The 14,825-nt window shown below is 66.9% G+C and carries 16 protein-coding genes; 8 read left to right on the top strand and 8 right to left on the bottom strand.

Translation table 11 applies throughout. The features are described from left to right. The first annotated feature begins 69 nt into the window (after nucleotides 1-69). The 8 genes from J2X21_RS19705 to J2X21_RS19670 all read left to right on the top strand — a co-directional run bounded on the left by J2X21_RS19705 (nucleotide 70) and on the right by J2X21_RS19670 (nucleotide 6,933). Nucleotides 70-828: a GntR family transcriptional regulator gene (locus J2X21_RS19705; protein ID WP_404667391.1), complete on the top strand. Its 759-nt coding sequence runs from the start codon at nucleotides 70-72 to the stop codon at nucleotides 826-828. Then, complete coding sequence (puuE, locus tag J2X21_RS19700; protein ID WP_310331463.1) at nucleotides 825-1,808, top strand: allantoinase PuuE; 984 nt, start codon at nucleotides 825-827, stop codon at nucleotides 1,806-1,808. The genes J2X21_RS19705 and puuE overlap by 4 nt, the downstream gene beginning before the upstream one ends. A 3-nt stretch (nucleotides 1,809-1,811) precedes the next feature. Continuing rightward, nucleotides 1,812-3,590 (top strand): 2-oxo-4-hydroxy-4-carboxy-5-ureidoimidazoline decarboxylase, encoded by a 1,779-nt coding sequence (gene uraD / locus J2X21_RS19695; RefSeq protein ID WP_310331462.1) that lies wholly within the window; start codon nucleotides 1,812-1,814, stop codon nucleotides 3,588-3,590. After that, nucleotides 3,587-4,840: a M20 family metallopeptidase gene (locus tag J2X21_RS19690; RefSeq protein WP_310331461.1), complete on the top strand. Its 1,254-nt coding sequence runs from the start codon at nucleotides 3,587-3,589 to the stop codon at nucleotides 4,838-4,840. Before uraD ends, J2X21_RS19690 begins: the two co-directional genes overlap by 4 nt. A 74-nt stretch (nucleotides 4,841-4,914) precedes the next feature. Next, nucleotides 4,915-5,190, top strand: coding sequence for a hypothetical protein (locus J2X21_RS19685; protein ID WP_310331460.1), 276 nt, complete (start codon nucleotides 4,915-4,917; stop codon nucleotides 5,188-5,190). A 177-nt stretch (nucleotides 5,191-5,367) separates the two neighbouring features. Further along, entirely contained in the window at nucleotides 5,368-5,697 is a 330-nt protein-coding gene (locus J2X21_RS19680; RefSeq protein ID WP_310331459.1) for a hypothetical protein, read from the top strand. Nucleotides 5,698-6,079: 382 nt separating this feature from the next. Then, nucleotides 6,080-6,244: a hypothetical protein gene (locus J2X21_RS19675; RefSeq protein WP_310331458.1), complete on the top strand. Its 165-nt coding sequence runs from the start codon at nucleotides 6,080-6,082 to the stop codon at nucleotides 6,242-6,244. Further along, a complete protein-coding gene (locus tag J2X21_RS19670) occupies nucleotides 6,241-6,933 on the top strand; it encodes a Bax inhibitor-1/YccA family protein (RefSeq protein ID WP_310331456.1) in 693 nt (230 codons plus the stop codon). The genes J2X21_RS19675 and J2X21_RS19670 overlap by 4 nt, the downstream gene beginning before the upstream one ends. A gap of 89 nt (nucleotides 6,934-7,022) precedes the next feature. Here J2X21_RS19670 and J2X21_RS19665 read toward each other — a convergent pair whose 3' ends face one another. The 8 genes from J2X21_RS19665 to J2X21_RS19630 all read right to left on the bottom strand — a co-directional run bounded on the left by J2X21_RS19665 (nucleotide 7,023) and on the right by J2X21_RS19630 (nucleotide 14,824). Then, the gene (locus J2X21_RS19665) at nucleotides 7,023-7,778 is read right to left on the bottom strand and encodes a Crp/Fnr family transcriptional regulator (RefSeq protein WP_310331454.1); all 756 of its coding nucleotides are present in this window, start codon (nucleotides 7,776-7,778) and stop codon (nucleotides 7,023-7,025) included. Between the two features lie 110 nt (nucleotides 7,779-7,888). Continuing rightward, nucleotides 7,889-8,581: a flagellar basal body L-ring protein FlgH gene (locus J2X21_RS19660; protein ID WP_310331452.1), complete on the bottom strand. Its 693-nt coding sequence runs from the start codon at nucleotides 8,579-8,581 to the stop codon at nucleotides 7,889-7,891. 12 nt (nucleotides 8,582-8,593) lie between these two features. Beyond that, nucleotides 8,594-9,118 carry a cell division protein FtsI gene (locus J2X21_RS19655; RefSeq protein WP_310331451.1) on the bottom strand — a complete coding sequence of 175 codons (525 nt, stop codon included), beginning with the start codon at nucleotides 9,116-9,118 and terminating at the stop codon, nucleotides 8,594-8,596. Nucleotides 9,119-9,128: 10 nt separating this feature from the next. Then, on the bottom strand, nucleotides 9,129-9,449 hold the full coding sequence (locus J2X21_RS19650; protein ID WP_310331449.1) for a hypothetical protein: 321 nt from the start codon (nucleotides 9,447-9,449) through the stop codon (nucleotides 9,129-9,131). A 652-nt stretch (nucleotides 9,450-10,101) separates the two neighbouring features. Then, nucleotides 10,102-12,354 carry an ATP-binding protein gene (locus J2X21_RS19645; RefSeq protein ID WP_310331447.1) on the bottom strand — a complete coding sequence of 751 codons (2,253 nt, stop codon included), beginning with the start codon at nucleotides 12,352-12,354 and terminating at the stop codon, nucleotides 10,102-10,104. Between the two features lie 127 nt (nucleotides 12,355-12,481). Continuing rightward, nucleotides 12,482-13,057: a GNAT family N-acetyltransferase gene (locus J2X21_RS19640; RefSeq protein WP_310331446.1), complete on the bottom strand. Its 576-nt coding sequence runs from the start codon at nucleotides 13,055-13,057 to the stop codon at nucleotides 12,482-12,484. Continuing rightward, entirely contained in the window at nucleotides 13,054-14,325 is a 1,272-nt protein-coding gene (locus tag J2X21_RS19635) for an MFS transporter (protein WP_310331444.1), read from the bottom strand. The genes J2X21_RS19640 and J2X21_RS19635 overlap by 4 nt, the downstream gene beginning before the upstream one ends. 109 nt (nucleotides 14,326-14,434) lie before the next feature. Further along, on the bottom strand, nucleotides 14,435-14,824 hold the full coding sequence (locus J2X21_RS19630) for a PPC domain-containing DNA-binding protein (protein ID WP_310331442.1): 390 nt from the start codon (nucleotides 14,822-14,824) through the stop codon (nucleotides 14,435-14,437). Between the last annotated feature and the right edge of the window lies 1 nt (nucleotide 14,825).

Below are 14,825 nucleotides of genomic sequence, written 5' to 3'. Positions count from 1 at the left end.
GCTTGCGGCGCCCCGCAAAGTGTATACACTTGCGCACACCAATCAAACCAAAATCAAGCACACCACAACATGCCGCGCAGCCGCACCCATCTCCAAGTGATAGGCAACGAAGCGACCGCGACGCCGTCGGCAACACCCTCGCGGCGGGCCCGCGCGGCGGCCGACGCCACGCCGGCCAACATGACCGAGCGCATCGTCGAGTCCATCACCACGGCCATCGTCGAGCGCCGGCTGATGCCGGGCACCAAGCTGGCCGAGCAGAAGATCGCGGACATCTTCCAGGTGTCGCGCACCATCGTGCGCCAGGCGCTGAACCAGCTGAGCCGCGACCACCTGGTGGTGCTGGAACAGGCACGCGGCGCCTTTGTCGCGATGCCCAGCGTGGACGAGGCGCGCCAGGTGTTCCAGGTGCGCGCGATGCTGGAGACGGCGCTGATCCGCCACCTGTGCACCTGCATCACCGATGCACAGGTCGTGCAACTGCGCGAGCACTTGCGCGCCGAGCGCGAGGCCGTCAAGCGCACCGACGTGCCGGGCCGCACGCACCTGCTGGCCGACTTCCACGTCGTGCTGGCGCGCATGTCAGGCAACGAAGTGCTGGCCCAGGTGCTGGCCGACCTGCTCAGCCGCTCATCGCTGATCTCGCTGATGTACCAGTCCTCGCACTCGGCCGAGCACTCGCAGGACGAGCATGTGCAGATCGTGGACGCGCTGGAGCAGCGCGACGCGCGCGCCGCGGCACGGCTGATGGAGCGCCACATCCACAGCGTGGAGAGCAACCTGCACTTCGACCCGCGCACACCCGACCTGGCCAGCGTGCTGCGATGAGCATCCCCTTCCCCACCACCGGCTACCCGCGCGACCTGAAGGGCTACGGCGCGAACCCGCCCCACGCCCGCTGGCCCGGCAACGCCCGCATCGCGCTGCAGTTCGTCCTCAACTACGAAGAGGGCGGCGAGAACAGCGTGCTGCATGGCGACGCGGGCAGCGAACAGTTCCTGTCCGAGATGTTCAACCCGCCGGCGTTCCCGGCGCGGCACTTGAGCATGGAGGGCATCTACGAGTACGGCTCCCGCGTGGGCGTGTGGCGCATCCTGCGCGAGTTCGAGCGCCGCGGCCTGCCGCTGACCGTGTTCGGCGTGGGCATGGCGCTGCAGCGCTGCCCCGAGGTCACGGCCGCCTTCGTGGAACTGGGCCATGAGATCGCCTGCCACGGCTGGCGCTGGATCCACTATCAGGGTGTTGATGAAGCCACCGAACGCGAACACCTGAAGTTGGGCATCGCCGCGATCGAGCAGCTGACCGGCCAGCGTCGCGGTGCCGCCGACGGCGTGCACGGCGCCGGCTGGTACACCGGCCGCGACAGCCCCAACACGCGCCGGCTCGTCGCCGACCTTGGCGGCTTCGAGTACGACAGCGACTACTACGGCGACGACCTGCCCTTCTGGCTGCAGGTGCGCAAGACCGATGGCGAGCTGGCGCCGCATCTGGTCGTGCCCTATACGCTGGACTGCAACGACATGCGTTTTGCGTTGCCCCAAGGTTTCTCGCATGGCGACGAGTTCTTCGAGTACCTGCGCGACGCGTTTGACGTGCAATACGCGGAGGGCGCCGAGAGACCCAGCATGATGAGCATCGGCATGCACTGCCGGCTGCTGGGCCGCCCGGGCCGCATGCGCGCGCTGCAGCGCTTCCTGGACCATGTGCAGCAGCACGACCGCGTGTGGATCACGCGCCGCATCGACATCGCGCGCCACTGGAAGGCCGCACACCCCTTCGACCCCGCCACCGCTTTTGTGTGGGAGTAAACCGTGACCCTGACCCTCGAACAGATCAACACCGCCACGCCGGCCGAGTTCGTCGCGCTGCTGGATGGCGTCTATGAGCATTCACCGTGGATCGCCGAGCGCGCCGCGGCGCAGCGCCCCTTCATGAGCCTGGCGCAGCTGAAGCTCGCGCTGGTGCAGGTGGTGCGCGGCGCCACGCTGGACGAGCAGTTCGCGCTGATCCGCGCCCACCCGGAACTCGCCGGCAAGGCCATGGTCAGCAAGACGTTGACGGCCGAGTCGACCAACGAGCAGAACAAGGCCGGCCTGACGCAGTGCACGCCCGCCGAGTTCGCGAAGATCCAGCAGCTCAATGCCGACTACAACGCGCGCTTCGGCTTCCCGTTCATCCTGGCGGTGCGCGGGCCGCGCGGCCAGGGGCTGTTCAAGGCCGAGATCATCGCGACCTTCGAGCGCCGCTTGGGCCACCACCCCGACTTCGAACGCGACGAGGCACTGCGCAACATCCACCGCATCGCCGAGATACGCCTGAACGACAAGTTCGGCCACGCGCCCGAACTGGGCAACCTGGTGTGGGACTGGGCCGAGCGCCTGGCCACGCACAGCGACCCCGGCTATGCCGAACACGGCCAGCTGACGGTGACCTACCTGACCGACGCGCACCGCGTCTGCGCGCAGCGGCTGGCGCACTGGATGCGCGCCGACTGCGGCTTCGACGAGGTCGAGATCGACCCGGTCGGCAATGTCGTGGGGCTGTACCACGGCAGCGACCGCAACGCGAAGCGCCTGCTGACCGGCAGCCACTACGACACGGTGCGCAACGGCGGCAAGTACGACGGACGGCTGGGCATCTTCGTGCCCATGGCCTGCGTGCGCGAGCTGCACCGCCAAGGCCGGCGCCTGCCGTTCGACATCGAAGTGATCGGCTTCGCCGAGGAGGAAGGCCAGCGCTACAAGGCGGTGTTCCTGGGCTCCGGCGCACTGACCGGCCACTTCGACATGGATTGGCTGGCGCAGAAGGACGCCGACGGCGTCACGATGCGCGAGGCAATGACGAACGCCGGGCTGTGCATCGCCGACATCCCCAAGCTCAAGCGCGATGCGTCGCGCTACCAAGGCTTCGTCGAGGTTCACATCGAGCAGGGCCCGGTGCTGAACCAGCTGGACCTGCCGCTGGGCGTCGTCACGTCGGTCAACGGCAGCGTGCGCTATGTCGGCGAGATCACCGGCATGGCCAGCCACGCCGGCACCACGCCCATGGGCAGCCGGCGCGACGCCGCGGCCGCGGCGGCCGAGCTGCTGGTCTACGTCGAGAAGCGCGGCGCGGCGGTGCCCAACCTGGTCGCCACCGTGGGCATGCTGGAGGTGCCGGGCGGCTCCATCAACGTCGTGCCGGGCCGCTGCAAGTTCAGCCTGGACATCCGCGCCACGACCGACGACGTGCGCGACGCCTGCGCCGCCGACGTGCTGGCCGAGCTGCAGCGCATCTGCGAGCGCCGCGGCGTGCATGTCAGCCTGGAGGAAACCATGCGCGCGGCCGCCGCGCCCAGCGCCCCCGGCTGGCAGCGCCGCTGGGAGCAGGCCGTCGAGGCGCTGGGCCTGCCCGTGCACCGCATGCCCAGCGGCGCCGGCCACGACGCGATGAAGCTGCACGAGCTGATGCCGCAGGCCATGCTGTTCCAGCGCGGTCTGAACGCAGGCATCAGCCACAACCCCTTGGAATCCATCACCAATGACGACAGCGAGCTGTGCGTCATGGCCTTCCAGAACCTGCTCGAACAACTCGCCACGGAACATTCATGACCGACAACCGCCATCGCGCCCTCGACGCCTGGATCGACGACCACTTCGACGAGCAGGTGCGCTTCCTGCAAGAGATGGTGCGCGTGCCCACCGACACGCCCCCCGGCAACAACGCGCCCCATGCCGAGCGCACGGCCGAGCTGCTGCAGGGATTCGGCTTTGACGCCGAGCGCCACGCGGTGCCCTCCGACGTGGTGCGCGCCGCTGGGCTGGAAAGCATCACCAACCTGATCGTGCGCCGCCGCTACGGCGATGGCGGCCTGACCATTGCTCTGAACGCACATGGCGACGTGGTGCCCCCCGGCGAAGGCTGGGCGCGCGACCCCTACGGCGCCCAGATCGAGGACGGCCAACTGTTTGGCCGCGCCGCGGCCGTCAGCAAGAGCGACTTCGCGACCTTCACGTTCGCGGTGCGCGCACTCGAGTCGCTGGCCGCGCCGCTGAAGGGCGCAGTGGAGCTGCACTTCACCTACGACGAGGAGTTCGGCGGTGAAATGGGCCCCGGTTGGCTGCTGAAGAACGAGCTGACCAAGCCCGACCTGATGATCGCGGCCGGCTTCAGCTACCAGGTCGTCACCGCGCACAACGGCTGCCTGCAGATGGAGGTGACGGTTCGCGGCGAGATGGCCCACGCAGCCATTCCCGACAGCGGCACCGATGCGCTGCAGGCCGCCACGCACATCCTGCAGGCGCTATACGCGCTGAATCGCGACTACCTGGCCGTCACGTCCCAAGTCGAGGGCATCACACATCCCTACCTGAACATCGGCCAGATCAGCGGTGGCACCAACACCAACGTGATGCCCGGCAAGGTTCAGTTCAAGCTGGACCGCCGAATGATTCCCGAGGAGAACCCGGCCGAGGTTGAGGCCGCCCTCCGCAAGGTTATCGCCAACGCGGCCGCCAGCTTCTCGCCACCACGCGGCGGCAAGTCGGTGCAGGTCGACGTGCGCCGCCTGCTGCAGGCCAACGCGATGAAGCCGCTGCCCGGCAACCGCCCGCTGGTGGAGGCCATCCAGAAGCACGGCGCCGAAATGTTCGGTGAACCCATCCCCGCAGTGGGCACGCCGCTGTATACCGACGTACGCCTGTACGTGGAGCGCGGAATCCCCGGCGTCATCTACGGCGCTGGCCCGCGTACGGTGTTGGAGTCCCATGCCAAGCGGGCGGACGAGCGTGTGGCGCTGGAGGATCTGCGTCGCGCCACCAAGGTCGTGGCGCGCACGCTGCTTGATCTGCTCGGCGCGTGAACGCGGGTCGGCGAATGCTGAGTTGAAGGGCAGCGCAACGGTCGTTCCCGCTCGCGCAAGTCTAGACTTCGCGTATGCCCAGCTACCTCAACACGTACGTCGATGAAGCGCAGCTCCTGAAGTACGAGGGGGCGGACTTCGACGAGGTGTGCCTGGCTGACCGGGCCGGCACGCTGGGCGCGCTCGTCTGGTGCTGGACACGCCGCGAGGGCGATCAGTCCAAGGCGAGCTGGCTTCGGCTCATCGTGGCCGTCGACGACAAGGACTCCGCCTCAACAGTCGAGCGGGTTCGCAGCGTTCTGAAGCCAAGCCCGGTCGCCGACCCGCATCGCCGCCTCTGGCTGCACTGATCTGGTTGCGCAGCGTGAACGCAGCGAGGGCTCGACGTTGAAACGGCGACGAGCTTCGGGTTGCAGCGGAGTTGATCTGCTAGACGCAGTTGGCTTAGAGTCGTTTCGAACGTGGGGCGTTGCGCCGTCCAAGAAGCTCATGAAGGGCTCGGTGACGGCGAGGTTGGGAAACTTCGCATGCTTGCTTCCACTGCGCATCTTCGAGCGTCGTTGACGGACGCGCAACGCGACTCGCTGCCGCACGTCGTGCTGGTGAATCCGCAGCGAACCCGCGGCGCGGCCTACAACAGCCGCAGAGCCCTGGTCGTGCACGACGTGAGCGTCGAACTGCTGAGGTTCGCCATCACGCGACACGTCCAGGTCGCCTACTGGGAGCCCGGCCTGGATCGAGGCCCCAAGGAGCGTCCGGCATGGATGCCGAAAGGGGATCTCGATGACTGGCAGCTGTACTGGGTCCGTGATGAGCTCTCCAGCGCGGAGGACCTGGTCCGGTTGCCCCTGCGATAGCTCAGGGCGCCGGTCGGCGGACCTCCCATGGCTTCGGATGAATTCCTGCACCGGCCCGGTGCAGAGGGGCCATCGCTCGACGTGGGAACGTCGATTGCTACAGTCCCAGCGTGCTGCCGAGAACGCTTTCCTGCTGGATGTTCGTCGTGGCGCTGGTTGCAGCGCTATTTGGCGCGCCGGCTCGTGCGGCGACAGTCTCGTACGCTGAGGTCAATTCGGCTATCTGCGTCCAAGGCGTTGCTGCCGATGCCCAGCTTGCCGAGGTGGTCAGCGGGGAGGCGTCCGCTGCGCCCGAGACTGAGGATGCCGCCGAGGAAAACCTCCTGGTCGGCGCCCCGCTACACGACTCACCACTGCACGACGCCCGCGGCACCGATTCGCCATGCTTGCTCGCACCCTGGCAGTTGATGCGACGCCTGGATCGACCGCCGCGCATGCGCTGACTGGCGCAAGCGGCGTCGAGCGCGATGCCTCTTGTGCCGTGCGCTTGCTGTCGCTGCATGCCTCGCATTCCGCGAGTCTTCTGATCCAAGAGGTGAAATCGTGAACACATCCCTTCAAACCCCTTCCTATGCCGGCGGCACGCTGTCGGCCGTCGAGCGCAACCGCGTGCTGCGCAATACCTACTGGCTGCTGGCGCTGTCCATGGTTCCCACCGTGCTGGGCGCCTGGGTCGGCCTGGCCACCGGACTGGCTCAGGCCATGACGCCGGGCGTCGGCCTGATCGTCTTCCTGGTGGGTGCCTTCGGCTTCATGTTCGCCATCGAGAAGACCAAGAACTCCGCCACCGGCGTGCCGGTGCTGCTGGCGTTCACCTTCTTCATGGGGGTCATGCTGTCACGGCTGGTCGGCTCGGTGCTGGGCCTGTCCAATGGCGCCAGCCTGATCATGACGGCCTTCGCTGGCACCGCCGCGATCTTCCTCGGCATGGCCGCGCTCAGCTCGGTCATCAAGCGCGACCTCTCCAGCATGGGCAAGTTCCTGTTCATCGGCGCCGTCATGCTGCTGGTGGCGGGCCTGGCGAACTTCTTCCTGCAAAGCAGTGCGCTGATGATCACGATCTCGGTGCTCGCCGTCGGCATCTTCTCGGCCTTCATCCTGTATGACCTGAAGCGGGTGCAGGACGGCTACGAGACCAACTACATCAGCGCGACGCTGGGTGTGTACCTCAGCATCTACAACGTGTTCCAGTCACTGCTGGCCCTGCTCGGCCTGGCTGGCGGGCGCGACGAGTAAGCAGCGCAGGCATCGAGCCGCGGGGCAAGATACCGATGGCCCTGAGCCTCCCCTAGCCGCGCGCCAGGGGAGCCTCTGTCGTAAGTTCATCAGTCCGGCTGGTGATCAGGGCGTCCCATCGCGCGTGCGCTCAATCGCAGCAGTGTTTGGTCGCACCGCCCCAACGTGGCAATGCACTCGATGCCGGAGCTCTCCACCTCGGGCATGAGCATTAGCCAGGCCGAGAGTCCCTCGAGCGTGACCTTGCTTCGCGAGGTCTCCGTCCAGCCAAGCCTGGCCAGTTGACCCAGGTAGATCCAGGTTTGGCGACGTGAGAGTCCCGACAGTTGACCAATGCAGGCCTGCGTCACGGGCAGTGGCAGCCGGTTGGCAACCCGGTTAGATGAATCTGGAGTCAGAGCGGTTGCCAGTGTGGCCATCACGCTCACGAGCCGCTGCAGGCCGTTGCCAGCAAGCCGCATGGAAATCTGGCCTTGGAGCCGCTTGGCCGTGGAGGTGTAGAACTGCCCGTTCTCGGGCTGGCGCTCAATCTCCAGCACCTCGGCAAGAGGCAGGCTGATCGTCGTGACATCGACGAGGGCCGTCACGTCATAGCGCGCGGCAAGCTTGCCCAGAGGAGACTCACCGCCAATCACGTCGCCAAGCCAGAGCGCAGCCATCGCCACGCTGGTACCGGGCGCCACTTGGGATACCAGGTATGCCGCGCCGCGGCTGATGGCAACCCAGTCACCCAGTGGCGTGCCGGCTTCGATGATGAGCTGCCCTCGCCGGTAGGTCTTGACCTCCCCTTTGGCTCTCAACTGTTCGGCTAGATGTTGTGGCGCAGGTGTGCGTCGGTTCGTCATCTTTGTCTCTTGGGCACCGCCCGTGGAGCGGTGGACCCGGTTTTTAGGCGAGGTGGTGGCCGAGTGATCGGTGAAGTTGCGGGTGTGCCTTCACGGCAATCCCCCTTGACTCACCAGATGGAGAGGCCGCGAGAAAGCACCCGTTGAAGCCAGCTGCGCGAAGACGCCTCCGAGATATCGCCCCGAGCCACGTTCTCCAGATTCGCGTTGACGACGTCGCGTGAGGCGACGACATTGCCGGGGCCGATGTCCCGGGGGTTGACGATCCCGGAGAACCTGAGCGTGCTGGCGCCTCCGTTGAGGCCCATGCTGCGTTCGCCGGCGACCAGCAGGTTGCCGTTGGGCTGCACGTTGATCACCGTGACGGCCAGCTGGGCAGTGAAGCTGTTGGAGGTCTCGGCGTTTCCCACCCCCTTGAAGGAGTCGCTGCCTGATGCGCTTGCATCTATGTTGATCAGGGAGGCCAGCGGTCCGCCTGGCTTTGCGGTGCCCGGCCCCTTCACGGCCAGCTTGTTCTCACGGCTGGTCTCACCGGTCTGCTTCTGAATGGCTCGCATCGTTTCGGCGATATCCACCTTCAGCGTGTCGCCGATGGCTCGTGGACGACGCTCGCCTGAGAACAGCGTGGCTGTACCCATGTGAGGCTGATAGATCGCGCCATTGCTTGGCTGTTCCAGGAACATCGGCGCAGGTTGAGGCGTTGCGACCAGTGGACCGGTGATCAGACTCGGCGGAGTGGAGGCACAGCCTCCGAGCAGCGCGCAAGCCGTGACCGCGAGAATGTGGTTGATGGTTGCTGGCATGACGGTGTGAGTTCAGGTTTCGAAGCCGGTGATCAGTGCCTTGACGACCGGTGCGATCTTTTTGCGCGTGCTGGCCCATCGGCTCAGGGCGGAGTCACCGCCATAGGCGCTGCTGGAAAGCAGCCTGCCGTCCGCGCGGTGCAGGCTGAGCGTCGCCGTGCTGAGGTAGGCGTGATGCTGCTCACCAAACGGCGGCACCCCCCATCCAATGCTTCCGGCATAGCGCAACCAGTGATCGCAGTCACGCTGTGCCGTTCCTGCGTCATAGACCCTGCTCACGACGCCTTGTGTCTTGAGCTCGGCCTGCAGGGCTGGCACCAGTTCGTCCAGCGGCATGTCCCGGTTGTATTCAATGCATACGGCCTTCACCGACGCATCGCCGAAGTGGACCGTGTTGGTCGGCCTGATGCGCTGGTACTCGAGCATGGTGGTGCTGCCCCTCCTGACCAGTTCCCAGCCGACCATCGGGGCAAGGCTTGAGCAGCCTGAAACTGCACCCGCGGTGAGCAGCAGCGCTGCGGATTTGAAGAAGCTCATGGTCGCCCCCCTACTGGAGCGCGCCGATCAGCGCCCCGCCAGCGAGTGCGGCCACGATGCCGCCCTCTACGACAGTGCCGGCAGCGTCTACAACGGCCTCAACGGCATCCCCGATCAGTTCTGCGCCATCGGTGCCCAACTGGACGGCTGTATTCGCCAGCGCGGCCGCTGCCTTGATGGCCTGAGGGCTGAAGCTCACCGTGACACCGACCGCAGGAAGCGATATCGAGGCTTGCAACGCGCTCCTTTGCGCCCCTCGTGGCATCAGCGGCGATTCGGCCTTGGACGCACGGTTGCGGCTGGCATCGGCCTGCGTAGCAAGCGGCTTCATGGCCTTACCCTTGCGTACGAGCTGCAGGTGCGGGGCTCTCTGACTGCGCAGCCTTCAGCATCTGCGAGAAGTCGCCGCCTTGGCCGGACGCAGCTGCTGACTTCGGCGGCGGAGGGTTCGCGGCGGGGTGGGTGCTTGCCACGTTTGGGGGCTTGATGGTGTTCATCACTTGCATCTCCGTCTAGTTGCGAATGGGGTGATGAAATTCTTGAGTTCGCTCCTCGCTGCCGATTTGCCAATAAGGCTTCAGATGCGTCCGCAGAAGACGTCCTGGGTGATCTACATCACTCAGGAGCGTGGTTTCGGTGGAGCTGGACAGTCGGGTACCCACACGGGGTGGACCAGGAGCTTGGTGTCGGGCTCGGGGCCAAACAGCCCACCTCGGTCATGCCCATGTCGAAGCACTGACCGACCCACCGTGGTCGCCGACAACCAGGTTGCCACGCCAGCCGACGCCGGTGCACAGGGGCAGGACGTCGCGTGCGTTTCTGATCAACGCACGTCTCGGCGCAGTTAAACACTGTGGCCCTGACGTCGTGGAAGGTGTCGTGCACCAGTTCCACATCTAGGCCCTGTGCGTCTGGCCCTGGCCAGGCTTGGGCATGGGCACATGCCGACCGCCGGTCAGCGTCCGAGCTATTCCATTGGCTGCTCAGTCGCTGATCGACGCGTGCCCATGCTGTGCCGGCCCCCGCATCAGCGCAGCCTCATCGCCGCCGACGTGCCGTTGATAGACCTCCTCGAGCAGCGCATGAAGAGACTCGATGCCGTAGGGCTTGCGGATCACAGGCGCGGCGATGTTGCTGACGTTGTCCGCATAGCCTGTTGCGATCACCACCGCCACCTCGGGTCGGTGCAGCCGGACCCAACCGGCCAGTTCGACCCCGTTGAGCGAGCCGGGCATGACGACATCGGTGAACAACAGGTCAAATGGCTCGCCGTCGATGAGCGCCCGGACGGCCTCATCGGCGTTGTGGCATGCGCGGACCTTGCAGCCTCTGCCTTCCAGCGCCGTCGTCACGATGCCGGCCACCAGAACGTCGTCTTCGACAAGCAGGACCTTGAGCTTCAGGGACGCCGGGCGGGTGGGCGGCACGCCCACAGGCATCGCGGGCTCGTCTGATGCGGGCGCCACAGGCAGGTACAAGGTGATGCGAGTGCCTTGGTCGAGCTCGCTGTCCAACTGGATGCCGCCGCCTGACTGGATGGCGAATGCATGCACCTGGGCCAGTCCCATGCCGGTCCCGACGCCTGGTGCCTTGGTCGTGAAGAACGGCTCGAAGGCCTGGGCCCTCGTCTGCGCACTCATACCCACGCCGTTGTCCGCCACTTCGACCCGGATGAAGTGGCCCAGACCGACGAGCCGAGACTCCTCCGCGGTCGCAAGCCGAACACGCAACTTGATCGCCCCGCCCGTGGGCAAGGCGTCGCGCGCATTGAAGATCAGGTTCAGCAGCGCCATCTCCAACTGCACGGGATCAACAAAGATTGGCGGCAGGTTTGGCTCCAGTTCGGCCGAGAGCTTCACGTTGGCGCCAACGGCCTGGCTGGTCAGTTCATGCTCCTTCAGCAGCACGTCGGTGATGTTGACGAGGCAGGGTTCCAGCTTCTGCGCCCGTCCCAGCAGCATCAATTGCTTGATCAGGTCGGCGGCCTTGGATGTCGCTCTCACCGCACCCGCCAAGGCCTTTCGTTCCTGCTCGCCGTGCAGGCGCAGCTGCAGCAGATGGTGCGCGACGGTGATGGTCTGCAGCAGGTTGTTGAAATCGTGCGCGACGCCAGCGGTCAAACGCCCCACCAGTTCCAGCTTGTGGCTGTGAGCCAGCTTCTCCTGTGCCTCCCTGGCTTCGCCAACGGCCTGCTCGACACGTCGCTCCAATGTGGTCGTGGCTTCTTGCGCCTTGACGCCCGCGGCCTGCAGAGCCTTGGCCACGGAGTCGAACTCCGGCACGCCAGAGGGCTCCAGCTTCGGAACGATGTTGTTGCCCAGGTCATCGGCCACCTTGCCCAGGGCCTGCACCGCATGGGTGATGACGCGTGTGCCGTACAGCCCGATGCCGAGCAGGAAGACGAGGAAGGCACCCGACGCGAACAGTGCCTTGGCGGAAGCGCCCCAGGCGGCCGCGGCAAGCTCGGATTGGGGAATGGCCGAGACCACGGACCATCCGTAGGCGTTGGGTTTGGTCAGGTACGTGAGCGAGGCGACCCCATCCAGGGTCGTGGACTCGGCAAAGCCATAACCAGCCGAGGCGATGCGCGAGCGAAACGCCGGAGATGCCGACTTGCCCAGCCATCTCTGCGGGTCGCGGCTGCGCGCCATGATGAGATGCTGATCATCAATGATGGTCAATGCGGGCCCGGCCACGGACTTGCCTGCGTCAGCGAGGACGGGCTGGAGGTCCGACGGCTTGAAGGACACACCGACGTTGTACTTCTGGGGCCGGTGTCCAGGCACCGGCACCAGCACCGTGATCACCGCTTGCTTCGCGACGGGGCCGTTGGGAACGAACACGACCATCGGCGCGCCATCGGTCAATGATCGCGGTAGCGAGCGCTGCACGGCAGGGGCACCAGCGGTCGACAAGGTGTTGACCAGCAAGGCCTCCTCGCTGGCCAGCACGGCCCAACTCTCGGTGCCCCGCGAGGCGACCTCAGCTTCCTCATGAAAGCGGGCGAAATCACCGTCCCGCGCGGCCCTCGACGAAGCAAGTGCGCGGGCCAGAACGACACGCTTGTCGAGCTCCCGCTCCGTCACGATGTTGACCGCTTCGGCACCGTCGCTCACTTGCTCGAGCAACGCTGAGACCTTCTGCTGGTGCAGGTTCCAGGTCAGCAGTCCGAAACCGGCGGCAGCAGACAGCCAGACAGCGAACAGAACCACCAGCAGCCAGAATCGAATGCGCATCTTCCTTCCGCCGGAGGGGGCCGATGGTTGGCGATTCTAGGAGGACGTACCCCGGTCGGGTCGCACGGCAAGGTGGGTGAGCCCGCGTGCGAGCAGTGCCGCTCAGGCGCCGCCGCTGCTCCGCCCCCTAGGACAGCCGCGCGTAGACCGCCGTGTCGCGCGGCTGACCGTCCACGCCCAGCACGTCGCGGCGCAGCACGCCTTCCAGCTCGAAGCCACAGCGCTCTGCCACGGCCCGGCTCTTCAGGTTGTCGGAGTCGCAGCGGATCTCCACGCGCCGCGCACCGAGACGGTCGAAGGCCAGCGCCGTCAGCAGCCCCACGGCCTCGCCCACATGGCCCTGCCCGCCCGCGTCGGGCCGGATCCAGTAGCCGATCTCGAACTTGCGCACGGCCCAGTCGATGCGGTGCAGGCCCGAACCGCCCAGCAGCCGCCCCGGGCTGCCGTCGTCGCGGCGCGCGTACAGGTGAAAGCACAGGTCGCGGCGCGCGATGAAGTCGGCGTGCATGCGGCGCACCACCATTTCCGCGCTCTCGGCCGTCGGCGCCTCCTGCGCCCAGATCATCCAGGGACGCAGATGCGGCAACGACTGCGCGATGACCACCGCCATCTCCGCGCCAGCACCAGCGCGTGGCATCAGCAGCGTGGTGCGCTGGCCGTCCAGGCGCTCTGGGACTTCGATCAGCAAGGGCTCGGCGCTCATGCGGGCAGTACCTCCACGGGCTTGGGCAGTTCGCGCACGCCGCGCAACACAGGGTGGTTCCAGGCCCATGCGGCCACCAGCACGCAGCCTATGCCCGAGAAGGCCAGCGTCGCGCGCAGGCCCAGGTGTTCGCCCATCCAGCCCCCCAGCAGCGCGCCGGGCGCGGCCGGCAACAGGATGAGCCAGCGCACGGTGCTGGTCATGCGGCCCAGCATGGGCGCCGGCGTGACGGCCTGGCGCAGCGACAGGAAGTTGATGAACATCAGCACGGCGCCGACACCCCAGACGAACAGCATCGCGCCAAAGCCCACCACGCCCAGCGGCCCGGACGGCGCCAGTGCCAGCAGCAGCCAGCCCAGCCCGCAGGTCGCGAAGCCCACGACCAGGCAGGGCCCCGGCCCGAGGCGCTTGCTGATGCGGTGTCCGTAGATGCTGGCCAGCACGGTGCCGGCGCCGATGGCGGCATAGGACCAGCCCACGGTCTGCGGCGCCAGCTTCAGCTCGCGCGTCGCGAACAGGATCTGCACGACCATCGCGCCGTTGTGAAACAGGTTCCAGGCGGCCACGACGATGGCCATGCTGACCAGCAGCTCGCGCTCGCGCACGAAGCGCAGTCCGGCCTTCAGCTCGCGCCAGAAGTCCTGCGACTGGCGCGGCGGCAACGTCTCCTGCACGCGGATGCCACGCAGGATGAGCGTCGACAGTGCCAGCATCACCGCGTCCACCGCCAGCGCCAGCGGCGCACCAACCAGCTTGATCAAAAGGCCCGCGACGCCTGGCCCGGCCACCTCGGCGCCCGAGGAAGCCAGCGCGTTCTTCGCGTGCGCCTCCACCAGCCGCTCGCGCGGCACCACCTGCGTCAGCACGATCTGGCCCGCGCTGCCGGCGGTGGTGTGCACGGCGCCGATGATGAAGCCCACGAGGTACAGCCAGCCCATGCCCAGCCAGCCCATCACGGCCGCCAGCGGCACGGAGGCGACGGCCAGCGCCAGCACCACTTCGCCGGCGATGTAGACCGGCAGCTTGCGCACGCGGTCCAGCAGCACGCCGGCCGGCAGCGAGAACAGCGCGAAAGGCAGCACCTCCAGCGCCTGCAGGATGCCCATCTGTGTGGGGCTGGCGTTCAGCAGCACGGCGGCCGTCAGCGGCAGCGCCAGCAGCGTGATCTGGCCGCCCAGCGAGGAGACGAGGATGGAGGTCCAGAGCCGCCGGTAGACGGCATCGCGCAGCAGATCGCCGGGCGCGAGTTTGAGGAATTTGAAGGACATGACGCGAGGAACAGCTGGCAGGACTCGACAAGCGGGCATGGCCCGCAGGAAGGGGACGCGGCAGTGGCGTCAGTCGAGGTCTAGCAGCTTGGTCATGTGGTGAATGCTATCAGCCCAGGTCTGCCGGCGGTGCGCGCACGACCAGTTCGGCATACCCTGTCGTGGCGTCGAAAGCACGCGTCAGCGATCCGGCCGGCAGCGGCGCGATCAGCAGCTCCGCCGTCGTGTGCACGACGCAGCCCATGCAGACATGGCCGCCGCTGACGCGCCCCGTCGCGTCGGCCACGCTGGCATGCAGGTGCGCGCCATCGGGCGTCAGGCTGCCGCAGAGGGTGAGGATCTCGAGCGGGCCTGCAAGATGCGCCGGCCCCGGCTCATCCGCGAAGCGCAGCTGCGCTTGCGCGAGGCTGCCGATGCCGGCAACGACAAAGCCCGTGCGGCCCAGTTTCTGCAGCGCACCGCGAAGGTCGTCGCCAGGTTGGAGTCGCAGAGCCTCCATG

The sequence above is a fragment of the Roseateles asaccharophilus genome, from assembly GCF_031458115.1.
Taxonomy (GTDB): Bacteria; Pseudomonadota; Gammaproteobacteria; order Burkholderiales; family Burkholderiaceae_C; genus Pelomonas; species Pelomonas asaccharophilus_A.
The sequence above is the reverse complement of the archived record's forward strand: the minus strand, read 5'-3'. Positions and strand labels throughout refer to the sequence as shown.

Bases quoted from the DNA above. Each gene is read 5' to 3' on its own strand.
- J2X21_RS19655 (WP_310331451.1), bottom strand. From the start codon at position 9,118: ATGAGCTTCTTCAAATCCGCAGCGCTGCTGCTCACCGCGGGTGCAGTT.
- J2X21_RS19705 (WP_404667391.1), top strand. From the start codon at position 70: ATGCCGCGCAGCCGCACCCATCTCCAAGTGATAGGCAACGAAGCGACC.
- J2X21_RS19680 (WP_310331459.1), top strand. From the start codon at position 5,368: ATGCTTGCTTCCACTGCGCATCTTCGAGCGTCGTTGACGGACGCGCAA.
- J2X21_RS19645 (WP_310331447.1), bottom strand. From the start codon at position 12,354: ATGCGCATTCGATTCTGGCTGCTGGTGGTTCTGTTCGCTGTCTGGCTG.
- J2X21_RS19635 (WP_310331444.1), bottom strand. From the start codon at position 14,325: ATGTCCTTCAAATTCCTCAAACTCGCGCCCGGCGATCTGCTGCGCGAT.
- puuE (WP_310331463.1), top strand. From the start codon at position 825: ATGAGCATCCCCTTCCCCACCACCGGCTACCCGCGCGACCTGAAGGGC.
- J2X21_RS19675 (WP_310331458.1), top strand. From the start codon at position 6,080: ATGCTTGCTCGCACCCTGGCAGTTGATGCGACGCCTGGATCGACCGCC.
- J2X21_RS19690 (WP_310331461.1), top strand. From the start codon at position 3,587: ATGACCGACAACCGCCATCGCGCCCTCGACGCCTGGATCGACGACCAC.
- J2X21_RS19660 (WP_310331452.1), bottom strand. From the start codon at position 8,581: ATGCCAGCAACCATCAACCACATTCTCGCGGTCACGGCTTGCGCGCTG.
- J2X21_RS19665 (WP_310331454.1), bottom strand. From the start codon at position 7,778: ATGACGAACCGACGCACACCTGCGCCACAACATCTAGCCGAACAGTTG.
- J2X21_RS19630 (WP_310331442.1), bottom strand. From the start codon at position 14,824: ATGGAGGCTCTGCGACTCCAACCTGGCGACGACCTTCGCGGTGCGCTG.
- J2X21_RS19650 (WP_310331449.1), bottom strand. From the start codon at position 9,449: ATGAAGCCGCTTGCTACGCAGGCCGATGCCAGCCGCAACCGTGCGTCC.
- J2X21_RS19685 (WP_310331460.1), top strand. From the start codon at position 4,915: ATGCCCAGCTACCTCAACACGTACGTCGATGAAGCGCAGCTCCTGAAG.
- J2X21_RS19640 (WP_310331446.1), bottom strand. From the start codon at position 13,057: ATGAGCGCCGAGCCCTTGCTGATCGAAGTCCCAGAGCGCCTGGACGGC.